Consider the following 19855-nt stretch of genomic DNA (forward strand, 5'->3'; position numbering starts at 1 on the left):
CCTTGCGTGAATGGACCATTGCAGCGCCGAGACGTATGCAATGGTCCTTTGACGCGGCAGGGGGGGAGGGCGGAAAGGGGACGGCTAGATCAGCACCGCACCGTTCGAGGCCGATCCGACCAGCTTGGAGTATTTGGCCAACACTCCTCGGGTGTAGCGCGGCGGCAGTGGTGCCCAGCCCTGTGCGCGGGAGTCCATTTCGGCTGCGTCGACGAGCAGGTCGAGGGTGCCCTTGCCGACGTCGAGTCGGATCTGGTCACCGTCGCGGACGAAGGCGATGGGTCCGCCGTCGACTGCCTCGGGTGCCACGTGTCCGACGCAGAGGCCGGTGGTGCCGCCGGAGAATCGGCCGTCGGTGAGCAGCAGGACGTCCTTGCCGAGTCCCGCACCCTTGATGGCTCCGGTGATTGCGAGCATCTCGCGCATTCCCGGCCCGCCCTTGGGTCCTTCGTAGCGGATGACCACGACGTCGCCTGCTGCGATGGTGCCGTCTTCGAGGGCGTCCATGGCCGCGCGTTCACGCTCGAAAACTCGTGCGGTGCCGACGAAGACGTCGGAGTCGAAGCCTGCGGACTTGACGACGGCTCCGCCGGGGGCGAGCGATCCTTCGAGGATGGTGATGCCGCCCGTCGGGTGGATCGGCTTGTCGAGTGCGCGCAGTACCTTTCCGTCGGGGTCAGGGGGCGCGATGTGAGCGAGGTTCTGCGCCACGGTCTTACCGGTGACCGTCATGCAGTCGCCGTGCATCAGGCCTGCGTCGAGCAGAGCCTTCATCACGACGGGGACTCCGCCGATGGCGTCGACGTCGGTCATGACGTGCTTGCCGAACGGCTTGACGTCCGCCAGGTGGGGAACCTTCGCGCCGACGCGGGTGAAGTCGGCGAGGGTCAGGTCCACCTGCGCCTCGTGGGCGATGGCCAGGAGGTGCAGCACCGCGTTGGTCGAGCCGCCGAATGCCATGACAACGGCGATGGCGTTCTCGAACGCTTCCTTGGTGAGGATGTCGCTGGTGCGGATGCCGCGTCGCAGAAGATCGACGACGGCCTCGCCGCTGGCGTGGGCGAATCCGTCGCGTCGGCGATCGGGAGCGGGAGGAGATGCGCTGCCGGGCAACGACATTCCCATCGCTTCGGCTGCGCTGGCCATCGTGTTGGCGGTGTACATTCCGCCGCAGGCACCTTCGCCGGGGCAGATGGCGCGTTCGATGGTGTCGACGTCGGCGCGTGACATGAGTCCTCGTGAACAGGCACCGACGGCCTCGAAGGCGTCGATGATCGTCACCTGGTGCTCGCTGCCGTCGGACAGGGTTGCGAACCCGGGCAACGTGGAGCCGGCGTAGAGGAAAACACTCGCCAGGTCCAGACGCGCTGCGGCCATGAGCATTCCGGGCAGCGACTTGTCGCATCCGGCGAGCAGGACGGAACCGTCGAGACGCTCTGCGCTGATGACGGTTTCGACGCTGTCGGCGATCACCTCACGGGAGACCAACGAGAAGTGCATGCCCTCGTGACCCATCGAGATACCGTCGGACACCGAAATGGTGCCGAATTCCAGCGGGTAGCCGCCGGCGGCGTGGACGCCCTTCTTGACGGCCTTCGCCAGACGTTCGAGCGAGAGGTTGCACGGGGTGATCTCGTTCCACGACGACGCGACGCCGATCTGGGATTTGCCCCAGTCTTCGTCGCCCATCCCGACGGCGCGGAGCATGCCGCGCGCTGCCGTTTTCTCCAGTCCGTCGGTGACGTCGCGGCTGCGCGGCTTGACGTCGATGTCTTCGTGGGGATTCTGCGGGGTCGTCATGACTCTCCTGAGCGGTCGGCGGACGGTCGCGTCCTCAGGTTCCGCTCCTGAGTCGCATTCACCGTCAACACTAAACCTGTGGTTGCGGCTCTCGATCGGCATGCACCCAACTCGTACGTCTCGAGTGCCCTTCATCGAGTGACGAATGGCCCTGTCGAGCACCACCAGCTCGGGGAGAGAGTGGGTGTGTCGCCGCATCGCGGTGGGAGTCCGAGGAGAGACGATGAACGATCAGCCGGATACGGCCGTGGTGGAGATGCTGGTGGAGCTCGCGTGTCGCGCTCCGTCGGTGCACAACAGTCAGCCGTGGAGGTGGATCTACTCCGAGCACGTACTCGATCTGTACACCGACAGCTCGCGCGTGCTCGGGGCGATAGACCCGACCGAGCGGCAGATGGTGATGAGCTGCGGGGCTGCCTTGGACCACCTGCAGAAGGCCGCGGCAGCCAACAGGTGGACGGCAGAGATCGACCTGTTGCCGACCCCGGGTGCACCGGATCACCTCGCGCGTGTTCGTTTCGTGCACGACGCGCATCCCCGGTCGCACGAGTTCGACCTGCTCACTGCGATCAATCGGCGGTACTCGGATCGGCGAGCGTTCGGGCCGGTGCCGAGCAATCGCGATCTGACGCGATACCTGGGTCAGGAGCACTACGGCACCGAGATGACCGTCCTGTCGGCCGAGTCCAAAGAGACGTTGGCGAAGGCATCGACTCTGAGCGCGAGCGTACGTAAGTACGACGCGACGTATCAGGCGGAGATCAGATGGTGGGCCGGGCACGCGTTCCGATCGGGAGGAATTCCGCCCGAGGCTCTGACGAACCGCGCGGATGCATCGAGGGTGCAGGTCGGACGAGTGTTCCCCGAACCGCACCGGGTCGCCGCGACCGTGACACAGGAGCCGGTCGAGGACGAATCCACCGTGGTGCTGCTCGAGACGTCATCGGACGAACGCCTGGATTGGCTGCAGAGCGGTCGAGCCATGTCTGCCTTCCTCCTGGCAGCGACAGCGGACGGACTGGCGACGTGCCCGTTGACGCACATGACGGAACAGTCGGGTAGCAGGCGCTTGGTCGAATCTCTCGCTGCACGCACAGGGGTGGCGCAGGTGCTGATTCGAGTCGGTAAACCGATGATCGGCTCACCGCCACCCCGAACCCCACGACACGCGGTCGCGTCGGTGCTCTCGGCACCCGCCCGCGCAACGAACAGGAGACGATCGTGATTCTCGCAGGACACCAGAAAATCGTTGTCGGCGTGGACGGCTCGCCAGCCAGCATCGACGCTGCCCGCTGGGCGGCCACCCTGGCCGAGAAGTTGGATTCTCCGCTGCTGATCGCCGGGGCAGTACAGCAGCCCGTGTTCTACATGGGCGAGCCCGCAACGGTGGTGCCGACGGAGGTGTGGGACGAGCAGCGGCGCGCGGCCGAACGCGTCGTCACCGACGTTGCCACCGCGGTGCTGTCCCGTCATCCGAACCTGGCCGTGACCACCTCGGTGGAGGAAGCGACCGCATGCACGATGATGGTCGGACACTCCCGCACCGCCCGCATGCTCGTCGTCGGTAACTCCGGTTCCGGCCCGATCGTGTCGGCATTGTTCGGGAGTACGGCGCAGGAAACCTCGAACGCGGCCCTGTGTCCGGTGATCGTCTGGCGGGAGGGAATCGGCACCGTCGACGCACCGATCCTCGTCGGTATCGACGGCAGTGCGACGAGTGAGGTGGCCGTCGAGCAGGCCTTCGATCTGGCGTCTCTGTTGGGTGTGCCGATGATCGCCGCGCTTGCCTGGAGCTCGTTGTCCCAGGGGGCGGCGCTCTCCTTGCCGGGATCGCCCGACAGTGCCGAGATCGAGCGCGAGCAGCGAATGCTGCTGTCGGAATGTCTTGCCGGATGGAGTGAGAAGTATCCGGACGTATCCGTCGAACATATTGTGCAACAGGGTAATCCGGCGCATCTGTTGATAGATTTGTCCAAGCGTGCCGGCCTCGTGGTGGTCGGTAGCCACGGACGAGGAGTGGTGGCGAGAGCACTGTTCGGATCGACCAGTAGCAACCTCACGCGGCATGCGCGCTGCCCGGTGATGATCTGCAGGGACACGACGACAGCGGGGACTCGACGATGACGAACGACGCACCAGCAGCGGCAGGTACCCGGCGGATGGAGACCGATTCCATCACCGTCGACAGTCCGGCATCGACAGGGTCGACGGTGTTTCCGGTGACCACCGCGTCGACCGGCGGCACCGTGTACGCGGTGATGATCGCCGAATACGGACCGCTCGCCGGAACCTCCCCGGACGGACACGATCTGAGAACTGCGGTGCTCGGCCGGTGGCCGGGGGTGCGCGTGTTCGAGCGACGCAGCACCGGTGTCAGCGGGGCCGACCCGCGCGGCTACGAGACCTTCTACGTCGAGCTCGAATCTAGCGGATGCCGCACCGATATCGATACCGACGAAGTATCTGCCCTGTTCCATCCCTGACCGACCCGACGGCTTCCCCATCGAGACAGGAACACATCATGAGCAATTCCACCGACCGCGTGCTTCCCATCCTGGTGGGCATCGACGGCTCCACCGAGGCCGATGCCGCAGCACTGTGGGCGGCCGCCTACGCCGCGAAGACACACGCGTCCGTTCGGTTGATTCACGCTGTCCCCGAGGGGGATTGGTACGGATCGGCAGCGTTCGTGGACGGCGGTGCGCTCGAGCGGGACCTCCGCATGATCGGGCGAAAGCATCTCACCCGTGCGGCCGGAGCGATGCACGACGTTGCACCCGACGTATCCGTCGACATCGTCAGCGTCGACGGCACCATCGCGTCGTACCTGTCGAATGCCGACGCCGAATTGATCGTGCTGGGATCGAGGAAGTCGAGTGCACTACGAGACCTGACCCTGGGCAGCAACACCCTTCGGGTCGTCACGCACGCCCGTTGCCCCGTACTGCTCGTGCGTGGTGGTGGGGAGAGCGTCGATCCGGCCAGGCCCATCGTGGTGGGCGTCGACGGAAGCGAGCAGTCGGATCGAGCGTTGAGTGCCGCGCTCGAGTTCGCGCACACCGTCGGTGCACCCGTGGTCGCGGCGAACTACTGGGGATTCGCGGCCCAGCCGGGCCTGGGAACGGGATTCGAGGGCGTCGACTGGGTGAGCATTCGCGCTCACGAAAAGCATTGGCTCGAAACGCATGTGGAGAAGATGCACGAGAAGTATCCGGAGGTTGCGCTGAGCACTGTGAGCGCGCAGTCGAGCCCGACGCGAGGCCTGCGCGCGATGTCGGCGTCGGCGTCGATGCTCGTGGTGGGTTCTCGCGGTCGAGGTGCTCTGCGTGGGACGATTCTGGGGTCGGTCAGTCAGAATCTCGTTCACCACGCCGACTGCTCGGTGCTGATCGTGCGATGACCCAGTGCGATGACCCAGTGCGGTGAGTCACGCGCTCCGACGCGAGGCGGGTGGTGGTGAGCCGATGTCGCAGTGCGGGGGACAGTTCGACGCGTCGTCGCCGGTGCCGCGGATCAGTACCGCCGCGATGACCGCACCGATCACCAGCAATCCGGTGCACATCAGCATCGCGGTGTGGAAGCCGTCCGAGAACACCTCCGGCGCAGCGTAATCGGATCCCGCGATACCGGCGAGCGCAGGGAGCGCGGCCACGGCGAGCAGTTGACTGGTGCGGGCCACGGCATTGTTGACTCCAGACGCGATTCCGGCACGATCGGTCGACACCGCGCCCAGAACCGCTCCGGTCAGCGGGGCCACCAGAGCGGACAATCCGAGCCCGAAGACGACAACCGCAGGCAGAACGTCTGTGGCGTAGGTGGATCCGGGTCCGATGCGCAACATCAGCAACAGCCCCAGTGCCGAGAGCAGCGGCCCGACGGTCATCGGAACACGAGGTCCGATGCGTCCGGCGATTCTGCCCGCGCGGGCGGACAGGACGAGCATCAGAGCGGTGATCGGCAGCGTGGCCACTCCGGCCGCGATGGGTGAGTAGCCCACGGCGAACTGCAACTGCAACACCAGAAGAAAGAACACGCCGCCCAGAGCCGCGTACACGGCGAAGGTGACGAGGTTGGCCGCCAGAAACACTCGGGATGCGAACAGCGACGGCGGAACCAGTGGATCGTGCGAGCGACGCTCGATCACCACGAACACTCCGGCCGCGACGACACCCAGAGCGAGCGCCAGGGCATGTGACTCGATCAGACCGTACGTGAGCAGACCCAGCGCTGCCGCGACGGTCACCGCTCCCGGTACGTCGAGTCGGCCGGATGCGTGCGGATCTCGGCTCTCGGGAACGTGTTTCGCTGCCACCCACACGACCACGACGGCGAGCGGGATGTTGATCAGGAACACCGAACGCCACCCGACGGCGTCGACCAACCAGCCGCCGAGCAACGGACCGACCGCGGACGCGACGCCGCCGAGACCCGACCACAGACCGATCGCAGCTCCTCGGTCCTCGGCCCTGATGGAGGCCGAGATCAGCGCGAGAGAACCCGGCGTCAACAAGGCCGCGCCGACGCCCTGCAGTAGGCGCGCCGCGACCAGCACCTCGATGCTGGGAGCGAGCCCGCAGAGCACCGACGCGGCCGCGAACCAGACGGTGCCCCAGACGAACACCCGCCTGCGCCCCAGCCGGTCGCCTAGCGACCCGCCCAGCAGAATCAGCGAGGCCAGCGTCAAGGTGTAACCGCTCAGCGTCCACTGCAGACCGGTGACGCCCGAACCGAGATCGCGACCGATCGCGGGTAACGCGATATTGACCACGGTGGCGTCGAGCATCGCCAGAGCCGAACCGAGCACCGTGGCTGCGACGATCCAGCGCCCCCGAGCGCTCGAGACCGAGATGTCGGTGGCGGTCACAACCGTTCGACGCAGACGACGAAGTTGCGTGAGTCCTTCTCGAATCCGTACAGCGCGGGGTCGGGGCAGTCGTCGACGGACGAGGTGCCCTGCAGGATGGTCACGACGCGGCGGGTGTCGGCACCGGGGGTCGCGCAGTCGATCCGCTGAGCGAATTCACCGACGAGGTCCATGCATCCACCGACCTGCCAGTCGATGTCGAGGCACAGGGCTCCCTGTTCGATGTCGAAGTAGGTCTCGTAGTAGTACTGATCGGCATCCGCGGGGCACTCGGCCGAGGTGGGCGTCTTGGCGAAGACGACGTAGTTGGACTGCGGAGATCCGCAGGTCGCGTTGTCTATGGCCGCCTCGTCGACGGTTCCGCCCAGGGCCACGCACTCGCCGATCTCCACGTCGATGTCGACACTGCCGCCGTCGTCGATGTCGGTTTGCGGTGTGGTGGTGGGCGGGGCGGTGGTCGTGGTGGCGGGAATGGTGGCACCGGAGATGGCGACGGCGGTACCGGACACTTCCGAGGCGCACCCGCCGAGTATCAGCGCCGCGCACGACGACAGCGCGAGCACGAGAGCGCGGACCGAACGACTGGATGACGCCATGGTGAGTCCTGCCCTCGTAGGTTCGACCGTGCTCGTGTAGAAAATATCGGACTCGCTCGTCGGCTGCATGAGGCAGGATGAACTGCGTGGATCTTCCTCTTGCCGTGCCGGTCGCACCGATGCTCGCCAAAGCCGCGAAAGTGGTGCCCGCACAGCCCGCGGACGGGCCCGCGGTGTGGTCGTACGAGCCGAAATGGGACGGGTTTCGCGCCATCGTCTTCCGCGACGGAGACGAGGTGGTGCTGGGGTCTCGTGGCGGTAAGGACCTGGCGCGCTATTTCCCGGAGTTGGTGGAGGCGATCAAGGCCGAGCTGCCCGAGAAGATCGTCGTCGACGGCGAGATCGTCGTACCCCGCGAGAAGGACGGATCCACTCGTCTGGACTGGGAGTCGCTCTCCGAACGAATTCATCCCGCAGCGAGTCGGGTGACCATGCTCGCGGAGAAGACGCCCGCGCAGTTCATCGGCTTCGACCTGTTGGCCGTCGGCGACGAGGACCTGACGGGTGAGCCGTTCTCGACGCGGCGAGCGAGACTGCTCGACGCGGTGGGTACCGGCGGGACGAGCTGTCACGTCACCTCCGCCACCGACGATGCGGCGGTGGCCGAGGATTGGTTCGAGCGTTTCGAGGGTGCCGGGCTCGACGGTGTGGTGGCCAAGAAGCTCGACGGTCTCTATCTGCCGAACAAGCGCGAGATGGTCAAGATCAAGCATGCGCGTACCGCCGACTGTGTGTTGATCGGTTATCGAATCCACAAGTCCGGCAACGGTATCGGATCTCTGCTGCTCGGTCTGTACGACGGCGACGACCTGCGCATGATCGGCGGCGCGTCGGCCTTCACCGACAAGCGCCGGCTGGAACTGCTCGAAGAACTCGAACCGCTCCGGCTCGGCGATGACGTCACGTACGACGGCGAAGCGACCCGCTGGAATTCGTCCAACGACCGCAACTGGATCCCGGTGCGTATCGAGCGGGTCATCGAGGTGGCCTACGACCAGATGGAAGGGGCTCGGCTGCGGCACGTGGCGCGGTTCCTGCGGTGGCGACCCGATCGTGAGCCGCGCTCGTGCGCGTACGACCAGCTCGAGGTTCCGGTGCGCTACGACGTCGCCGACGTCATTGCCGGGGGACGGTAGCCATGGCCGCGAAAACACCACCGGCGTTCGTGCAGGCCGGCGAGCGCGAAGTGCGGGTGTCGAGCCCCGATCGCGTGATCTTTCAGGCCACCGAACGCACCCCGGAGATCACCAAACTGCAGGTGTGCGAGTACTTCGCGGCCGTCGGGGAGCCGCTGATGCGGGCGATCGGTGACCGCCCCACCGCGATGGAGCGTTGGCCCGACGGCTATCGCGAGGGCATGAGATTGGCACTCGGCCCCCAGGACAAGGAGGGCGACGGTTTCTATCAGAAGCGGTTGCCCAAGGGCGCGCCCGAGTGGATCGAGACGGTGAAGATCGCGTTCCCCAGCAAGCGCACCGCCGAAGAGCTGTGCCCGTCCGAATCCGCGTCGCTGGTGTGGGCGGCGCAGATGGGCACGCTGACCTTCCATCCGTGGCCGGTGCGGCGACCGGACGTGGATCATCCCGACGAGCTCCGGCTGGACCTCGATCCGCAGCCGGGAACCACGTTCGCGGACGCCCTGCGAGTGGCCGATGTGACCCGAGAGCTGTTGGAGGAGCTGGGTTTACGCGGCTACCCGAAGACGAGTGGTAATCGGGGCATTCACATATACGTTCGCATCGAGCCGCGGTACACCTTCGAGCAGGTGCGCCACGCGGCCATCGGCCTGGGCCGCGAACTGGAACGGCGCGACGATGGAGTGACCACCAACTGGTGGAAAGAGGAACGCGGAGAACGCATCTTCATCGACTACAACCAGAACAATCGAGACCGAACCATCGCCAGTGCATGGAGTCTGCGGGCCCGGCCGGGTGCGACGGTGAGCACTCCGATGACGTGGTCGCAGTTGGCAGATGTCACCGATCCACGTGAGTACAACCTCGTCACGGTGCCGGAGCTGGTTCGGGACGGTGACCCCTGGGCCGGTATGGACGAGCAGGCCTACTCCCTCGAACCCCTTCTGCAGCTGTGGGAAACACTGCCGGGCGGGGAGCTGAACTTCCCGCCGGATTACCCCAAGATGCCTGGTGAGCCGCCCCGAGTGCAGCCGTCGAAAAAGGTCGCCGAGCACTGGGATGCGGAGGGGAATCGCACGGAGAGCTGACGCAGCCGGGCAACGTTGCACACTACGACGCCGTATCGACGGGATTCGGTCGACGCGGACGTGTTCTGTGCAACCTTGCCCGCGCTCACATGGATTCGAGTTCCCGGATCAACGTCGCCGCATCGTACGGTCCGATGTGTCGGGTCAGGTTCTTGTCGCCGCGTCCCAGGTAGAAGGTCGGGGTGCCGTCCACGTCCGAGGACGAGGCGTCGAGTTCGTCGTCCTCGACGCGAACGACGTGGTCGCCGGTGCGGATGTCGTCCTCGAATTTGTCCATGTCGAGGCCGAGTTCGCGTGCGTAGCCGTCGATGTCGTCGGGTTCGAGAGCATCACTGTTGCGGAACAACATATCGGCCATCTCCCAGAACTTCCCCTGCGCTGCGGCGGCCTCGCTGGCGTACGCGGCGTAGCGGGCGTGCGGGTGATAGTCGTCGAGCGGCAGGTGCCGGTAGACGTAGCGCAGGTTGTCGCCGAAGTGTTTGCGTACCTCGGCGACGCTGCCGGTTGCCTTGCTGCAGAACGGGCATTCGAAGTCCGCGTACTCCACGATCGTCAGTGGTGCGTCCACCGGACCGCGGATGTGATCGCGCTTGGCGTCGACCGGACGCAGAATGCGGAGAGAGGCTTCGGCTTTCGGAGGATGAATCTTCTCGTCGATGCGGAAGAGAACCCAGCCGAGTACCGCGGCGATCACCGAGGCCACCAACACGCCGACCCGTGCTTCGTCGGCCAGCAACGGGTCGTCGAGTGCGAGATCGATGATGAACAACGAGATCGTGAATCCGATTCCGGACATCGCGGCACCGCCTGCGATGTGTGACAGCGTCAGGCCCGGAGCCAGGGACGACGGTCTCAACTTCGCGAAAACAGCGGAGGCAGCCGTGATTCCGACGAGCTTGCCGAGGACGAGACCGGCGATGATGCCCCAGGTGAGTGTCGAGGTCGACGCGGCTTTCAGAGTGTCCGAGCTCAGGACGACTCCGGCGTTGGCGAGCGCGAAGATCGGCACGATGATGAACGCCGTGTACGGCTGGTAGAGCCGCATGAGACGTTCGTTGACCGACACCGCGCGATCGAGCCCGAGACGGGCCGCGCGGGCGTATTCGGGATTGGGCGACTGTCGGAACGCGCGTGTCAGATCCGCCGCGCGTTCCACCTCGGTACGGCGCGGCGGATACACCGGAAGAATCAAGGCGATCATCACTCCCGCGAGGGTGGGGTGAACTCCGGACTCGTACATCGCAACCCAGGTGAACAGTGCGACGACGAAGTACCCGACGCCGCGCCACACCTCGAGCCGACGCAGCAGGAAGATCAGCCCCAGACCGACGAACGCCAGCACCAACGGCACCACATCGAGGTTGTCGGTGTAGAAGAAGGCGATGATCGCCAGCGCACCCACATCGTCCGCGACAGCGAGCGTGAGCAGGAAGATGCGTAACCGAGCGGCCTTCTTCGGTCCCAGGACGGCGAGTGCCCCGAGGAGGAACGCGGTGTCGGTGGAGATCACGACGCCCCATGCCTGGGCGGCAGGCCCGGACGGATTGAAGGCGAGAAACAGCAACGCGGGCGCGGCCAGACCGGCAATCGCCGCGACGATCGGTATCGCGGCACGGGATCGGTCGGTGAGCTCACCCATCGCGAACTCACGCTTGACCTCGAGCCCGACGACGAAGAAGAACAACGCCATGAGCCCGTCGTTGACCCAGTGGGCGAGGTCGAGGGAGATGCCGTGCTCGCCGACGGTGACCGAGAGTTCGGTGTGCCAGAACGACTGGTAGGTCTCGCCGAAGGGTGAGTTGGCCCAGATCAGCGCGATCAGTGTCGCTGCGAGCAAGAAGCCCGCCGCCAGGGTTTCGCTGTTCTTCTCGCCGCGGGCCCGCGAGATCCGTTCGGCGAAACGTGCCATGGGCCGATTCGTCGGCGTGATCTGATCTGCCATCTGCGGCCCGCATCCTCTCGAAGAGTGTTGTGAAGCAGTCTGTACCAACGTGTGGGTCGACGGTTTGCTTCCTTGCAGGTGACAGCCCGCAGAGTAACGTTATTGCGCTGTCGAACTCGCCGCACGGCGAGGGAGATGTGCACAACATATTCGATGAACGGCATTAGTCCGTCCAGAAACGGGAATACGAGCCCGACTCACCCCTGCCACGAAGGAACATCCATGCGTGATTTCATCTGCCGCAAATGCGGACAGAAGCTGTCGTTCGAGAACTCACTGTGCCTGAGCTGCTCGAGCGCACTCGGCTTCCATCTGCCGAGCAGAGCCCTGCTGGTGCTCCCGGACAAGGCCGACGACGGTGTCGCCGAGGCAGAGGTGGACGGGGCCACGTGGAAGATGTGCGCCAACCTCAACACTGCGCGCTGCAACTGGCTCGTCGACACGGCCGACACCGACGATCTCTGCGTGTCCTGCCGGCTCACCCGCACTCGCCCCGCCGACGACGACGTCGACGCGATGGCCGCGTACGCCGACGCCGAGACCAACAAGCGTCGCGTCGTGCTCGAACTGACCGAACTGGGGCTGCCCATCGTGGGCCGGGACGAGGACACCGCGACCGGCCTGGTGTTCGATCTGCTCTCCAGCGCAGAACAACAGGTCATGACCGGCCACGACAACGGCTTGATCACCCTCGACCTCGCCGAGGGAGACGACGTGCACCGCGAACAGTTGCGCGTCGCGATGTCCGAGCCGTATCGCACGCTCGTCGGGCACTTCCGGCACGAGATCGGCCACTACTACCAGATGGTGCTGGTCGGAGACGGTGAGCATCGCGCGGCCTTCGAGGAGCTGTTCGGGGATCCGGATTCGAGCTACCAGGACGCCCTCGACCGCCACTACAGCGAAGGTGCGCCCGAGGGCTGGGAGGACAACTACGTCTCGTCCTACGCCACCATGCACCCTGCCGAGGACTGGGCCGAGACGTTCGCGCACTACCTGCACATCCGCGACACCCTGGACACGGCCGCAGCGTTCGGTATGGCCCCGGCCGGTTCGACGCTGGAGAGCCCGTTGCCAGGTGACGTCGGCTTCGATCAGATCGTCGACTGGTGGTTGCCGCTGTCGTGGGCGCTGAACCAGATCAACCGATCGATGGGACACCAGGACCTCTACCCGTTCGTGCTGCCGCCGACCGTCGTGAAGAAAATCGGGTTCGTGCACTCGCTGATCGCACCCAGCACACTCTGATGCCCCGCTAACGGTCGTTGAGCTTTGCCATCAGGGGCGTATCCTGTGTTGTCGGCACACCGCCGATGCCGGGATGCGCCCCTGCGCAGTAGCAGGGCTCGTGCAACAGCAGGACGAGGTGACGACCATCAGCGAGCAGACAATGGATTCGACGGGCACGCGCTCGCGGGTCAACGATTTCGAGCTGAGTCGACGGATGGCCGAGGTGGCCGAGAAGCTGCGGCGTCAGCATTCGGATCCCGATCGAGTTCTGGCCGTCATCACCGAGTCCGCGGTGGCCAACGTGCCGTCCGCAGAATTCGCGTCCATCACCACCGTGCTGCAGGGCAAGTTCGTACACAGCGCCGCGCTGTGTGGGGAGCCCGCCGGCCACTGCGACAAGATTCAGGAGCAGCTGGGCGAGGGACCGTGCCTCGAATCGGCGATCGAACAGACCACCATCAGGATCGACGACATGGACAGCGACACCCGCTGGCCGCTGTTCGCCGACGCGGCGTCTGCGCTCGGGGTCAAGAGCATGATCTGCTTCCAGCTCTACGTCGAGGGAGTCAACTTCGGCGCACTGAACCTGCATTCCACTCGTACCGACGCCTTCAGTGCCGAGGCCGAGTCGATCGGTTCGCTGTTCGCAGCGCACGCGGCCATCGCGTTCTCCACCGCACGCGAGGAGCAGCAGATTCGGGCCGCGCTGACCAGTCGAGACCTGATCGGTCAGGCCAAGGGCATGTTGATGGAGCGCTACAACCTGAACTCGCAGGCGGCATTCGCCTTGCTGGCCAAGCTGTCTCAGGACACCAACGTCAAACTCGCCGATCTCGCCGAACAGCTGGTCATCGACGCCGCGAAATCGACCGACTGAGCCCCGTCTCCTGGAGGTCGAGCGCAGTCAGCGCACATCGAGGCCGTCGGTGCTCGCGACCGACACCGCCGGACCGTCCGAGGCGACGAAGACCTCGATCCGAACGTCCTCGTCCAGATAGCGACTCAGTAGCGCCAAACCGGTTGTTGCGGCGATGATCTCGTGCACGCGATCACCCGAGATCGGATAGTCGTCCACGTCGTGACGCCAATGCGCTGCCACCAGAGTGCCCCCTGCTTCCAGGTGGTCGACGGCGCGCGTCATCGCCGATGCGAGATCCGCGGCGTCGAGGTAGTAGCCGACCTCGCTGACGACGATCAGATCGAACGTCTCCTCGGGTGTCGGCAATGCCGACCAATGGTCGGACAACGACCACAACGCGAATTCGACTGCGGCAGTCTCACCTACACGCGTGCGGGCCGAATCGAGGGCACTGTCCACCACATCGGTCGACACCACGTGATCGCACCGGGTCGCCAACTGTTCGGTGAGCACGCCGATGGAGCAACCGGGTTCGAGTGCTCGCCGATAGTGAGGCTTCGGCAATGAGGCCATGGTCAATGCGTACTTGCGTCGCTCGTACCATTTGCTGTCGAGCATGAACGGATCGTCCCTGGCCGCATAGACATTGCGGAAGTAGTCGGCACTCAGGCTGGTCGGAGAACCGGGGCTCGTCCGAGAATCCATGCTCATGCGAACACCACCTCGAACGGTCGCCGGTAGCGGGCCAATATGTGCGGGGGCAACACCGCTCGATCCGCGGGGTGATCGGACAGGGGCCGGATCTGAGAATCGAACTGCTCGATCGACGCGCGCTTGGCGTCGAGGGTATGCGCCGGGAGATCGACACGGCGGCATCGTGTCCACGGAACTGCAGGATGGTTCGGAGTTGCCCAGTGCCACATCCAGATCGGGTACTCGACCACCGGTATCCCGACGGCATTCGCCGCAGTGAGACAGGCCCGCGCGGTCGCTTCGTGGTCGGGATGACCGTCTCCGCGCCATGGCGTCAGGCACCAGGTGCCCGGGGTGGCGTCGAGCAACGGCATCAATGCATCGGCCACCGCACCCTCGTGCTGCTCGACGGCACCGTCGGCGATCTGCAACCGCGTCGGAGAGTGGTCGATTCCCAACTCCGCCAACGCGCGTTCGGACTCGACGGGGCGTCGTGCCCGCAGATCCTCCGCCGTCACCGTCGGGGAACCGGGGTGCGAGCCGTCACCGTCGGTCACCGCGACCACCCTCACGTCGACCCCTGCCGCGGCCGCCAACGACAGCAGGCCACCGACGCCGAGTACCTCGTCGTCCGGGTGCGGGGCGACGACGACCATCGTGACGACGTCCTTCCACTGCAGACCGGGGATGGACCAGTCGGCCGACATCCAATCCGATTCGGCGGTACCGACATCGACTTCGGCGTCGAATGCGTTCTCTACCATGGGTTGTCCTCCTCGGCGATGTCCTGCCCGAGGGCTTCGAGATCGCGTTCGGCATGGCTCTGCCTCAGATAGACGGTGAGATCTGCGACGCGCCGCGCGTGCTCGGCATCGCTGCACAGCGGGCCGGCACCGAGAGCGCGGCCGACGCGGTCGATGCACTGGGTGGCCGCGTCCTCGACCACTGCCCGCACGATGCGGGCTCGGGTTCGGGCTCGACCGGAACGGTCGAACGGATCGGCGTCCACTTCGGCGGCCGCGGTGGTCAGTGCACTCGACGCCGCACCGAGTGCCGCTGCGATGGCACCGAGATGTGCGGCACGGTGCGGGTCCGGCCTGGTGCGAACGGCGGCGTGCAGCGTGTCCGCCACCGCGCACGCGCTACCGAACCAGGCTGCCGACACCCCGATGGCACCGTGCCAGAAGCCAGGACGGGTGAGGTAATCGGTCGGTCCGCCGACCGCAACGGCCGGGACGCTGTCGAATGCAACCGAGCCGGAATCGCTTTCGCTCATCCCCACGGCATGCCACGTGTCGGGTACCGGGGTTGCGCCCGGATGCGTCAGATCGACGGCGAACAGCCGAGGACTTCCCTCGACGCGCGCAGTGACCAGAGCGTTCGTGCACAGTGACGCACCCGAGCACCACGGTTTCGTCCCGGTGAGAACCCAGCCGGAGTCCTCCAGCACCGCTTCGAGAATCGGCGCAGGCGGTTCCGCAGCCCACACTCCCCAGATCTGCCCGCGCTGTGGCGTCGGGCCGTCGAGTTCGTGCAGGATCGCGATCGCGTCGGTGTGCGCTTCGGACCACCGGCCCAGCACCGTGTTGTGACGGCTCAGGGCGGCGAGCGACTGCCAGCGCAGATCGGTGTATCCCGAGCCGGGCAGCGCGAGGTCGAGGCGACCGTCCGCCTCGAACGCCAAGAACGCGTTGCGCAGACCGGTGTCGATATTCGCGCGGTCTGTGGATTCGACGAGATCGGTCTCGCTCATGCGGTGGCCTCCAGGGAACGTAGGAATCCGGCCATGCCGTCGGGCGCTCGGCCGCGCAGTCGGCCGGACGTCGTGACCGGAATGTCGCACACCCGACGGCACTCGATACCGCCGAGCTCGAGGCGTCGGACCAGATCGTGGTCCTCGCCGGTGACCAGTGGTGCGAACCCGCCGACGGCGAAGTACTCCGTCGCTCGGACGCCGAGGTTGGCGCCGTGCACGTGTGGGTGGCCGAACTCGTGCCGGTAGTGCGCGTCGTACGACGATCGCAACCCGAGGTTCTCCTCTACGTGGCCCTCGAAATCGACCGCCACCGTCCCGGCTACTGCCCGGGCGCCCTCGCCGGCATGCCGAAGATGGCCGAGCAGCCAGTCCTCACCCACCCTGGTGTCCGCATCGGTGGTGACGAACCAGGTGGCGTCGAGCCGACTGCCGTCTCGCGAGCCGCTCGCGAATCCGGCGGCCCGGGCCGCTCCGACGTTGCGATGCACCACCTCGATCGCCGACACGGACGGGTGACGTGCGGCGATGTGCGCCGAGTCGTCGGTGCACGCATCGAGTACGACGACCGTCGAGACGGTCACCGCCGCCACCTCGACGGCGCGACGCTCCGCCCGTGACAGTGCCGTCAGACAGGCGTCGAGCAGATCCTGCTCGTTGTGCGCGGGTACGACGACGACGATGTGACTGACTGGGGTACGGGGGAAAGCATCGACGACCACGGTCCACCCTTTTCGGACACCGGACGAAGAAGAGTCCGTTTCGGAAACCGCCGGTGTCTGGACGGGATGTGCTTCCCTCGCACATACCCGTTCCCCGGCTGCCGACACATGCGTCCTGGCCTGCAAAGACAGCGCTCGGGACCGGTTGCGGGAAGATACTCGTACTCGTGGTTTCTTTCGCCCGTTTCAGAAATATCCGATTAGCAAATGTCGGGGCGGTATGTGTTAATGGGCTTTGCTCACGCACAGCTCTGTCGGTGGGCATCGCGACGCAGCACGAAGGATGGTCGGGTTACATGGCATCACCGGTTCGCACACGCAGATTCGCCCGTATCGGCGCGATCGTTGCAGGTACAGCCCTTGCTGCGTCCGCCGCATTCGGTTCGGCACAGGCCGCGCCGTTGTGGCCGGGCGGCCCGGACGTTTCCATCCCCGGCGTGCCGGGGTCCTCGGATCCGGCTGCGCCCGCTCCCCAGCAGCAGATCGTCCCGCAGCTCGCGCCCGCGAACTTCGCCGATCCGAGCATCAGCCCCTCCGGCGGCGAGGTCGTCGGAGTCGCGCAGCCCATCGCCATCCGCTTCGACGAGGCAATCGGTGATCGTGACGCCGCCCTGCGAGCGATTCGCGTCACGACGAACCCGTCCGTCGACGGCCACTTCTACTGGATCAACGACACCCAGGTCCGCTGGCTGCCCAACGAGTTCTACCCGGCGCACACCCAGGTGACCGTCGAGGCCGGCGGAGCGAAAGCCGAATTCTCCACCGGCGACTCCATCATCACCACGGCCGACGACAACACCAAGCAGATCACCGTCACCCGCAACGGCGAGGTCGTCCGCACCATGCCCACCTCGATGGGCAAGGTCGGACACGAAACCCCCAACGGCACCTACATCGTCGGCGAGCGGTTCCGCGACATGTACATGGACTCGTCCACGTACGGCGTCCCGATCGACTCCGAGGAGGGCTACCGCACGTACGTCGAGTACGCGACGCGCATCTCCTACAGCGGCATCTTCGTGCACGCCGCCCCGTGGTCGGAATCGCAGCAGGGCTACTCCAACGAATCGCACGGCTGCCTCAACGTCAGCACCGAAGACGGCAAGTGGTTCTTCGAGAACGTCCAGAAGGGCGACCCCGTCATCGTCGTCAACACCGACGGCGGAACCCTGAGCGGATCCGACGGTCTCGGAGACTGGAACCGCTAGTGCCTGCGGGGGTGGTGCGGTTGAGTGCCACAGCGGGCACATAACCGCACCACTGCGCAGCAATTGGCCTGAGCGACAGGGGACGTTGGGGCTCAGTTCACCATTCGTTGGCCGGGGCTGAGCACAGTCCTCGCAGTGAGTGCAACAACCGAACGAGTGCTGCCCAGGGCACGCGAGAAGCGTTTCTTCTCCCGGCCGTGGACCGATTACGCACTGTTCCTGATTCTCGTGGGCCCCAACCTGGTTCTGTTGGGCGTGTTCACGTATCGGCCGCTGGTCGAGAACTTCCAGTTCTCGTTCTTCGACTGGAACCTGTCCTCGCCCACCTCCACGTTCGTCGGCTTCGACAACTACCGCGAGTGGGCCTCCCGCGAGGACACCTGGCAGATCGTCGGCAACACCGTCGTGTTCACGGTCGCCGCGGTGGTGGGCTCACTGGTTCTCGGCCTGGTGCTGGCGCTGCTGCTCGATCGAAAGCTCCGGGGCCGCAACTTCGTTCGCTCCGCAGTCTTCGCCCCGTACGTCATCTCGGGTGCCGCGATCGGCATCGCGTTCCAATTCGTCTTCGACCCCAACTTCGGGCTGGTCCAGGATCTGATGCGACGCCTCGGCCTCGGCGCGGTTCCGGATTTCTATCAGGACCCGAAGTGGGCGATGGTCATGATCACGGTGACGTACCTGTGGAAGAACCTGGGCTACACCTTCGTCATCTACCTGGCGGCCCTGCAGGGCGTGCGCAAGGAATTGATGGAAGCGGCCGAGATCGATCAGGCGAGCCGCTGGACCACGTTCCGCAAAGTGCTTCTGCCGCAACTGCGTCCGACGACGTTCTTCCTGTCGATCACGGTGCTGCTCAATTCGCTGCAGGTCTTCGACATCATCAACGTCATGACGCGCGGCGGCCCGCTGGGCACCGGCACCACCACGATGGTCTACCAGGTCTACGAGGAGACGTTCCGCAACTTCCGAGCCGGCTACGGTGCCACCGTCGCGACGATCCTGTTCCTCGTGCTGTTGATCGTCACGCTCGTGCAGGTACGAATCATGGATCGAGACGATCAGCGATGACTGTGACCGACAAGCCCGATACGGCGACGCCGGAGAAAGCGCCAGGACCGCGCGACCCGCAGCGTGCGCGTCGCAACGCGAACATCCTCGGATACGCGGCCATGGTCGCCGTTCTGCTGATGATCGGGCTGCCACTGTTCTGGATCCTGATCACCTCCTTCAAGGATCGACCGGACATCTACGTGCAGCCGGTCACGTGGTGGCCCAGCGTCTTTCATCCGCAGAACTACGACGAGGCGACGACGGAGGTGCCGTTCTTCACGTACCTGCGCAACTCCATCATCATCACCACGGCCGTGTCGTCCATCAAGTTCGTCCTCGGGGTACTCAGCGCGTACGGTCTGGTGTTCCTGCGCTTCCCGGGCAAGAACATCGTCTTTCTCGTCATCATCGCCGCGCTCATGGTGCCCAATCAGATCACCGTCATCTCCAACTACTCGCTCATCTCCGAGTTGGGTTGGCGAAACTCGTTCCAGGGCATCATCATTCCGCTGGCCGGCGTCGCCTTCGGTACCTTCCTGATGCGCAATCACTTCCTGTCGTTGCCGCCCGAGATCATCGAAGCCGCGCGGATGGACGGTGCCGGGCCGGTACGGCTGATGTTCCGGGTGATCCTGCCGCTGTCGGGCCCGACCATGGTGGCCTTCGCCATCATCACGATCGTCACCGAATGGAACGAATACCTCTGGCCGTTCCTGATGTCCGACGACTCCTCGGTCGCACCGCTTCCGGTGGGATTGACGCTGCTCCAGAACAGTGAGGGCTACACCAACTGGGGCGCGGTGATGGCCGCGACGGTGCTGACCATTCTGCCGATCCTTCTCGTCTTTCTCGTCCTGCAACGCCACATGATCAAGGGCCTCACCTCCGGTGCGGTCAAGGGCTGATTCACCTCA

19 protein-coding genes are annotated in these 19855 nt (G+C 65.5%); 11 read left to right on the forward strand and 8 right to left on the reverse strand.

Translation table 11 applies throughout. The features are described 5' to 3' along the window. Window positions 1-84 precede the first annotated feature (84 nt). A complete protein-coding gene (ilvD, locus tag CH283_RS14480) occupies window positions 85-1800 on the reverse strand; it encodes a dihydroxy-acid dehydratase (protein WP_094640567.1) in 1716 nt (571 codons plus the stop codon). Window positions 1801-2023: 223 nt separating this feature from the next. On the opposite strand from ilvD, the gene CH283_RS14485 reads away from it, so the two are divergent. The 4 genes from CH283_RS14485 to CH283_RS14500 are packed head-to-tail and all read left to right on the forward strand — an operon-like array spanning window position 2024 to window position 5200. Next, window positions 2024-3025: an Acg family FMN-binding oxidoreductase gene (locus tag CH283_RS14485; protein ID WP_094640598.1), complete on the forward strand. Its 1002-nt coding sequence runs from the start codon at window positions 2024-2026 to the stop codon at window positions 3023-3025. Next, window positions 3022-3924, forward strand: coding sequence for a universal stress protein (locus CH283_RS14490; RefSeq protein WP_094640568.1), 903 nt, complete (start codon window positions 3022-3024; stop codon window positions 3922-3924). Before CH283_RS14485 ends, CH283_RS14490 begins: the two co-directional genes overlap by 4 nt. After that, window positions 3921-4283 (forward strand): hypothetical protein, encoded by a 363-nt coding sequence (locus CH283_RS14495; RefSeq protein WP_094640569.1) that lies wholly within the window; start codon window positions 3921-3923, stop codon window positions 4281-4283. Before CH283_RS14490 ends, CH283_RS14495 begins: the two co-directional genes overlap by 4 nt. Before the next feature lie 38 nt (window positions 4284-4321). Further along, window positions 4322-5200 carry a universal stress protein gene (locus CH283_RS14500; RefSeq protein WP_176460334.1) on the forward strand — a complete coding sequence of 293 codons (879 nt, stop codon included), beginning with the start codon at window positions 4322-4324 and terminating at the stop codon, window positions 5198-5200. Window positions 5201-5227: 27 nt separating this feature from the next. On the opposite strand, the gene CH283_RS14505 is transcribed toward CH283_RS14500, so the two are convergent. Together CH283_RS14505 and lppU are read right to left on the reverse strand one after the other, a co-directional pair. Then, on the reverse strand, window positions 5228-6664 hold the full coding sequence (locus tag CH283_RS14505; protein ID WP_094640571.1) for an MFS transporter: 1437 nt from the start codon (window positions 6662-6664) through the stop codon (window positions 5228-5230). Then, window positions 6661-7260, reverse strand: coding sequence for an LppU family putative lipoprotein (lppU, locus tag CH283_RS14510; RefSeq protein WP_068048740.1), 600 nt, complete (start codon window positions 7258-7260; stop codon window positions 6661-6663). The genes CH283_RS14505 and lppU overlap by 4 nt, the downstream gene beginning before the upstream one ends. An 86-nt stretch (window positions 7261-7346) precedes the next feature. On the opposite strand from lppU, the gene CH283_RS14515 reads away from it, so the two are divergent. Further along, a complete protein-coding gene (locus tag CH283_RS14515; protein ID WP_068048755.1) occupies window positions 7347-8396 on the forward strand; it encodes an ATP-dependent DNA ligase in 1050 nt (349 codons plus the stop codon). 2 nt (window positions 8397-8398) lie between these two features. Then, the gene (locus CH283_RS14520) at window positions 8399-9484 is read left to right on the forward strand and encodes a DNA polymerase domain-containing protein (protein WP_094640572.1); all 1086 of its coding nucleotides are present in this window, start codon (window positions 8399-8401) and stop codon (window positions 9482-9484) included. Window positions 9485-9569: 85 nt separating this feature from the next. Here the strand turns inward: CH283_RS14520 and nhaA are convergent, their stop codons facing one another. Continuing rightward, window positions 9570-11426 carry a Na+/H+ antiporter NhaA gene (gene nhaA / locus CH283_RS14525; RefSeq protein ID WP_094640573.1) on the reverse strand — a complete coding sequence of 619 codons (1857 nt, stop codon included), beginning with the start codon at window positions 11424-11426 and terminating at the stop codon, window positions 9570-9572. A gap of 222 nt (window positions 11427-11648) precedes the next feature. Here nhaA and CH283_RS14530 point away from each other — a divergent pair, with 222 nt between their 5' ends. Together CH283_RS14530 and CH283_RS14535 are read left to right on the forward strand one after the other, a co-directional pair. Next, entirely contained in the window at window positions 11649-12674 is a 1026-nt protein-coding gene (locus tag CH283_RS14530) for a zinc-binding metallopeptidase family protein (protein ID WP_068048762.1), read from the forward strand. A 118-nt stretch (window positions 12675-12792) separates the two neighbouring features. Continuing rightward, window positions 12793-13533, forward strand: a complete 741-nt coding sequence (locus tag CH283_RS14535; protein ID WP_176460351.1) for a GAF and ANTAR domain-containing protein — start codon at window positions 12793-12795, stop codon at window positions 13531-13533. 27 nt (window positions 13534-13560) lie between these two features. On the opposite strand, the gene CH283_RS14540 is transcribed toward CH283_RS14535, so the two are convergent. From CH283_RS14540 to CH283_RS14555, 4 genes are read right to left on the reverse strand one after another with little or no spacing between them, the layout of a single operon-like run. Beyond that, on the reverse strand, window positions 13561-14226 hold the full coding sequence (locus tag CH283_RS14540; RefSeq protein WP_255183213.1) for a class I SAM-dependent DNA methyltransferase: 666 nt from the start codon (window positions 14224-14226) through the stop codon (window positions 13561-13563). Beyond that, window positions 14223-14972 (reverse strand): PIG-L deacetylase family protein, encoded by a 750-nt coding sequence (locus CH283_RS14545; RefSeq protein WP_094640575.1) that lies wholly within the window; start codon window positions 14970-14972, stop codon window positions 14223-14225. Before CH283_RS14545 ends, CH283_RS14540 begins: the two co-directional genes overlap by 4 nt. Further along, entirely contained in the window at window positions 14966-15961 is a 996-nt protein-coding gene (locus tag CH283_RS14550) for an acyl-CoA dehydrogenase family protein (protein ID WP_094640576.1), read from the reverse strand. Before CH283_RS14550 ends, CH283_RS14545 begins: the two co-directional genes overlap by 7 nt. Then, the gene (locus CH283_RS14555) at window positions 15958-16683 is read right to left on the reverse strand and encodes a glycosyltransferase (protein WP_094640577.1); all 726 of its coding nucleotides are present in this window, start codon (window positions 16681-16683) and stop codon (window positions 15958-15960) included. Before CH283_RS14555 ends, CH283_RS14550 begins: the two co-directional genes overlap by 4 nt. Before the next feature lie 296 nt (window positions 16684-16979). Between CH283_RS14555 and CH283_RS14560 the strand changes: the two genes are divergently transcribed. The 3 genes from CH283_RS14560 (at window position 16980) to CH283_RS14570 (ending at window position 19846) form a co-directional block, all read left to right on the forward strand. Further along, complete coding sequence (locus CH283_RS14560) at window positions 16980-17891, forward strand: L,D-transpeptidase (protein WP_094640578.1); 912 nt, start codon at window positions 16980-16982, stop codon at window positions 17889-17891. A 135-nt stretch (window positions 17892-18026) separates the two neighbouring features. Then, window positions 18027-18959 carry a carbohydrate ABC transporter permease gene (locus CH283_RS14565; RefSeq protein WP_176460333.1) on the forward strand — a complete coding sequence of 311 codons (933 nt, stop codon included), beginning with the start codon at window positions 18027-18029 and terminating at the stop codon, window positions 18957-18959. Further along, on the forward strand, window positions 18956-19846 hold the full coding sequence (locus tag CH283_RS14570) for a carbohydrate ABC transporter permease (RefSeq protein WP_094640579.1): 891 nt from the start codon (window positions 18956-18958) through the stop codon (window positions 19844-19846). Before CH283_RS14565 ends, CH283_RS14570 begins: the two co-directional genes overlap by 4 nt. Window positions 19847-19855 lie beyond the last annotated feature (9 nt).

This window comes from Rhodococcus sp. 05-2254-2 (assembly GCF_002259095.1).
In the GTDB taxonomy this organism is placed as follows: domain Bacteria; phylum Actinomycetota; class Actinomycetes; order Mycobacteriales; family Mycobacteriaceae; genus Rhodococcoides.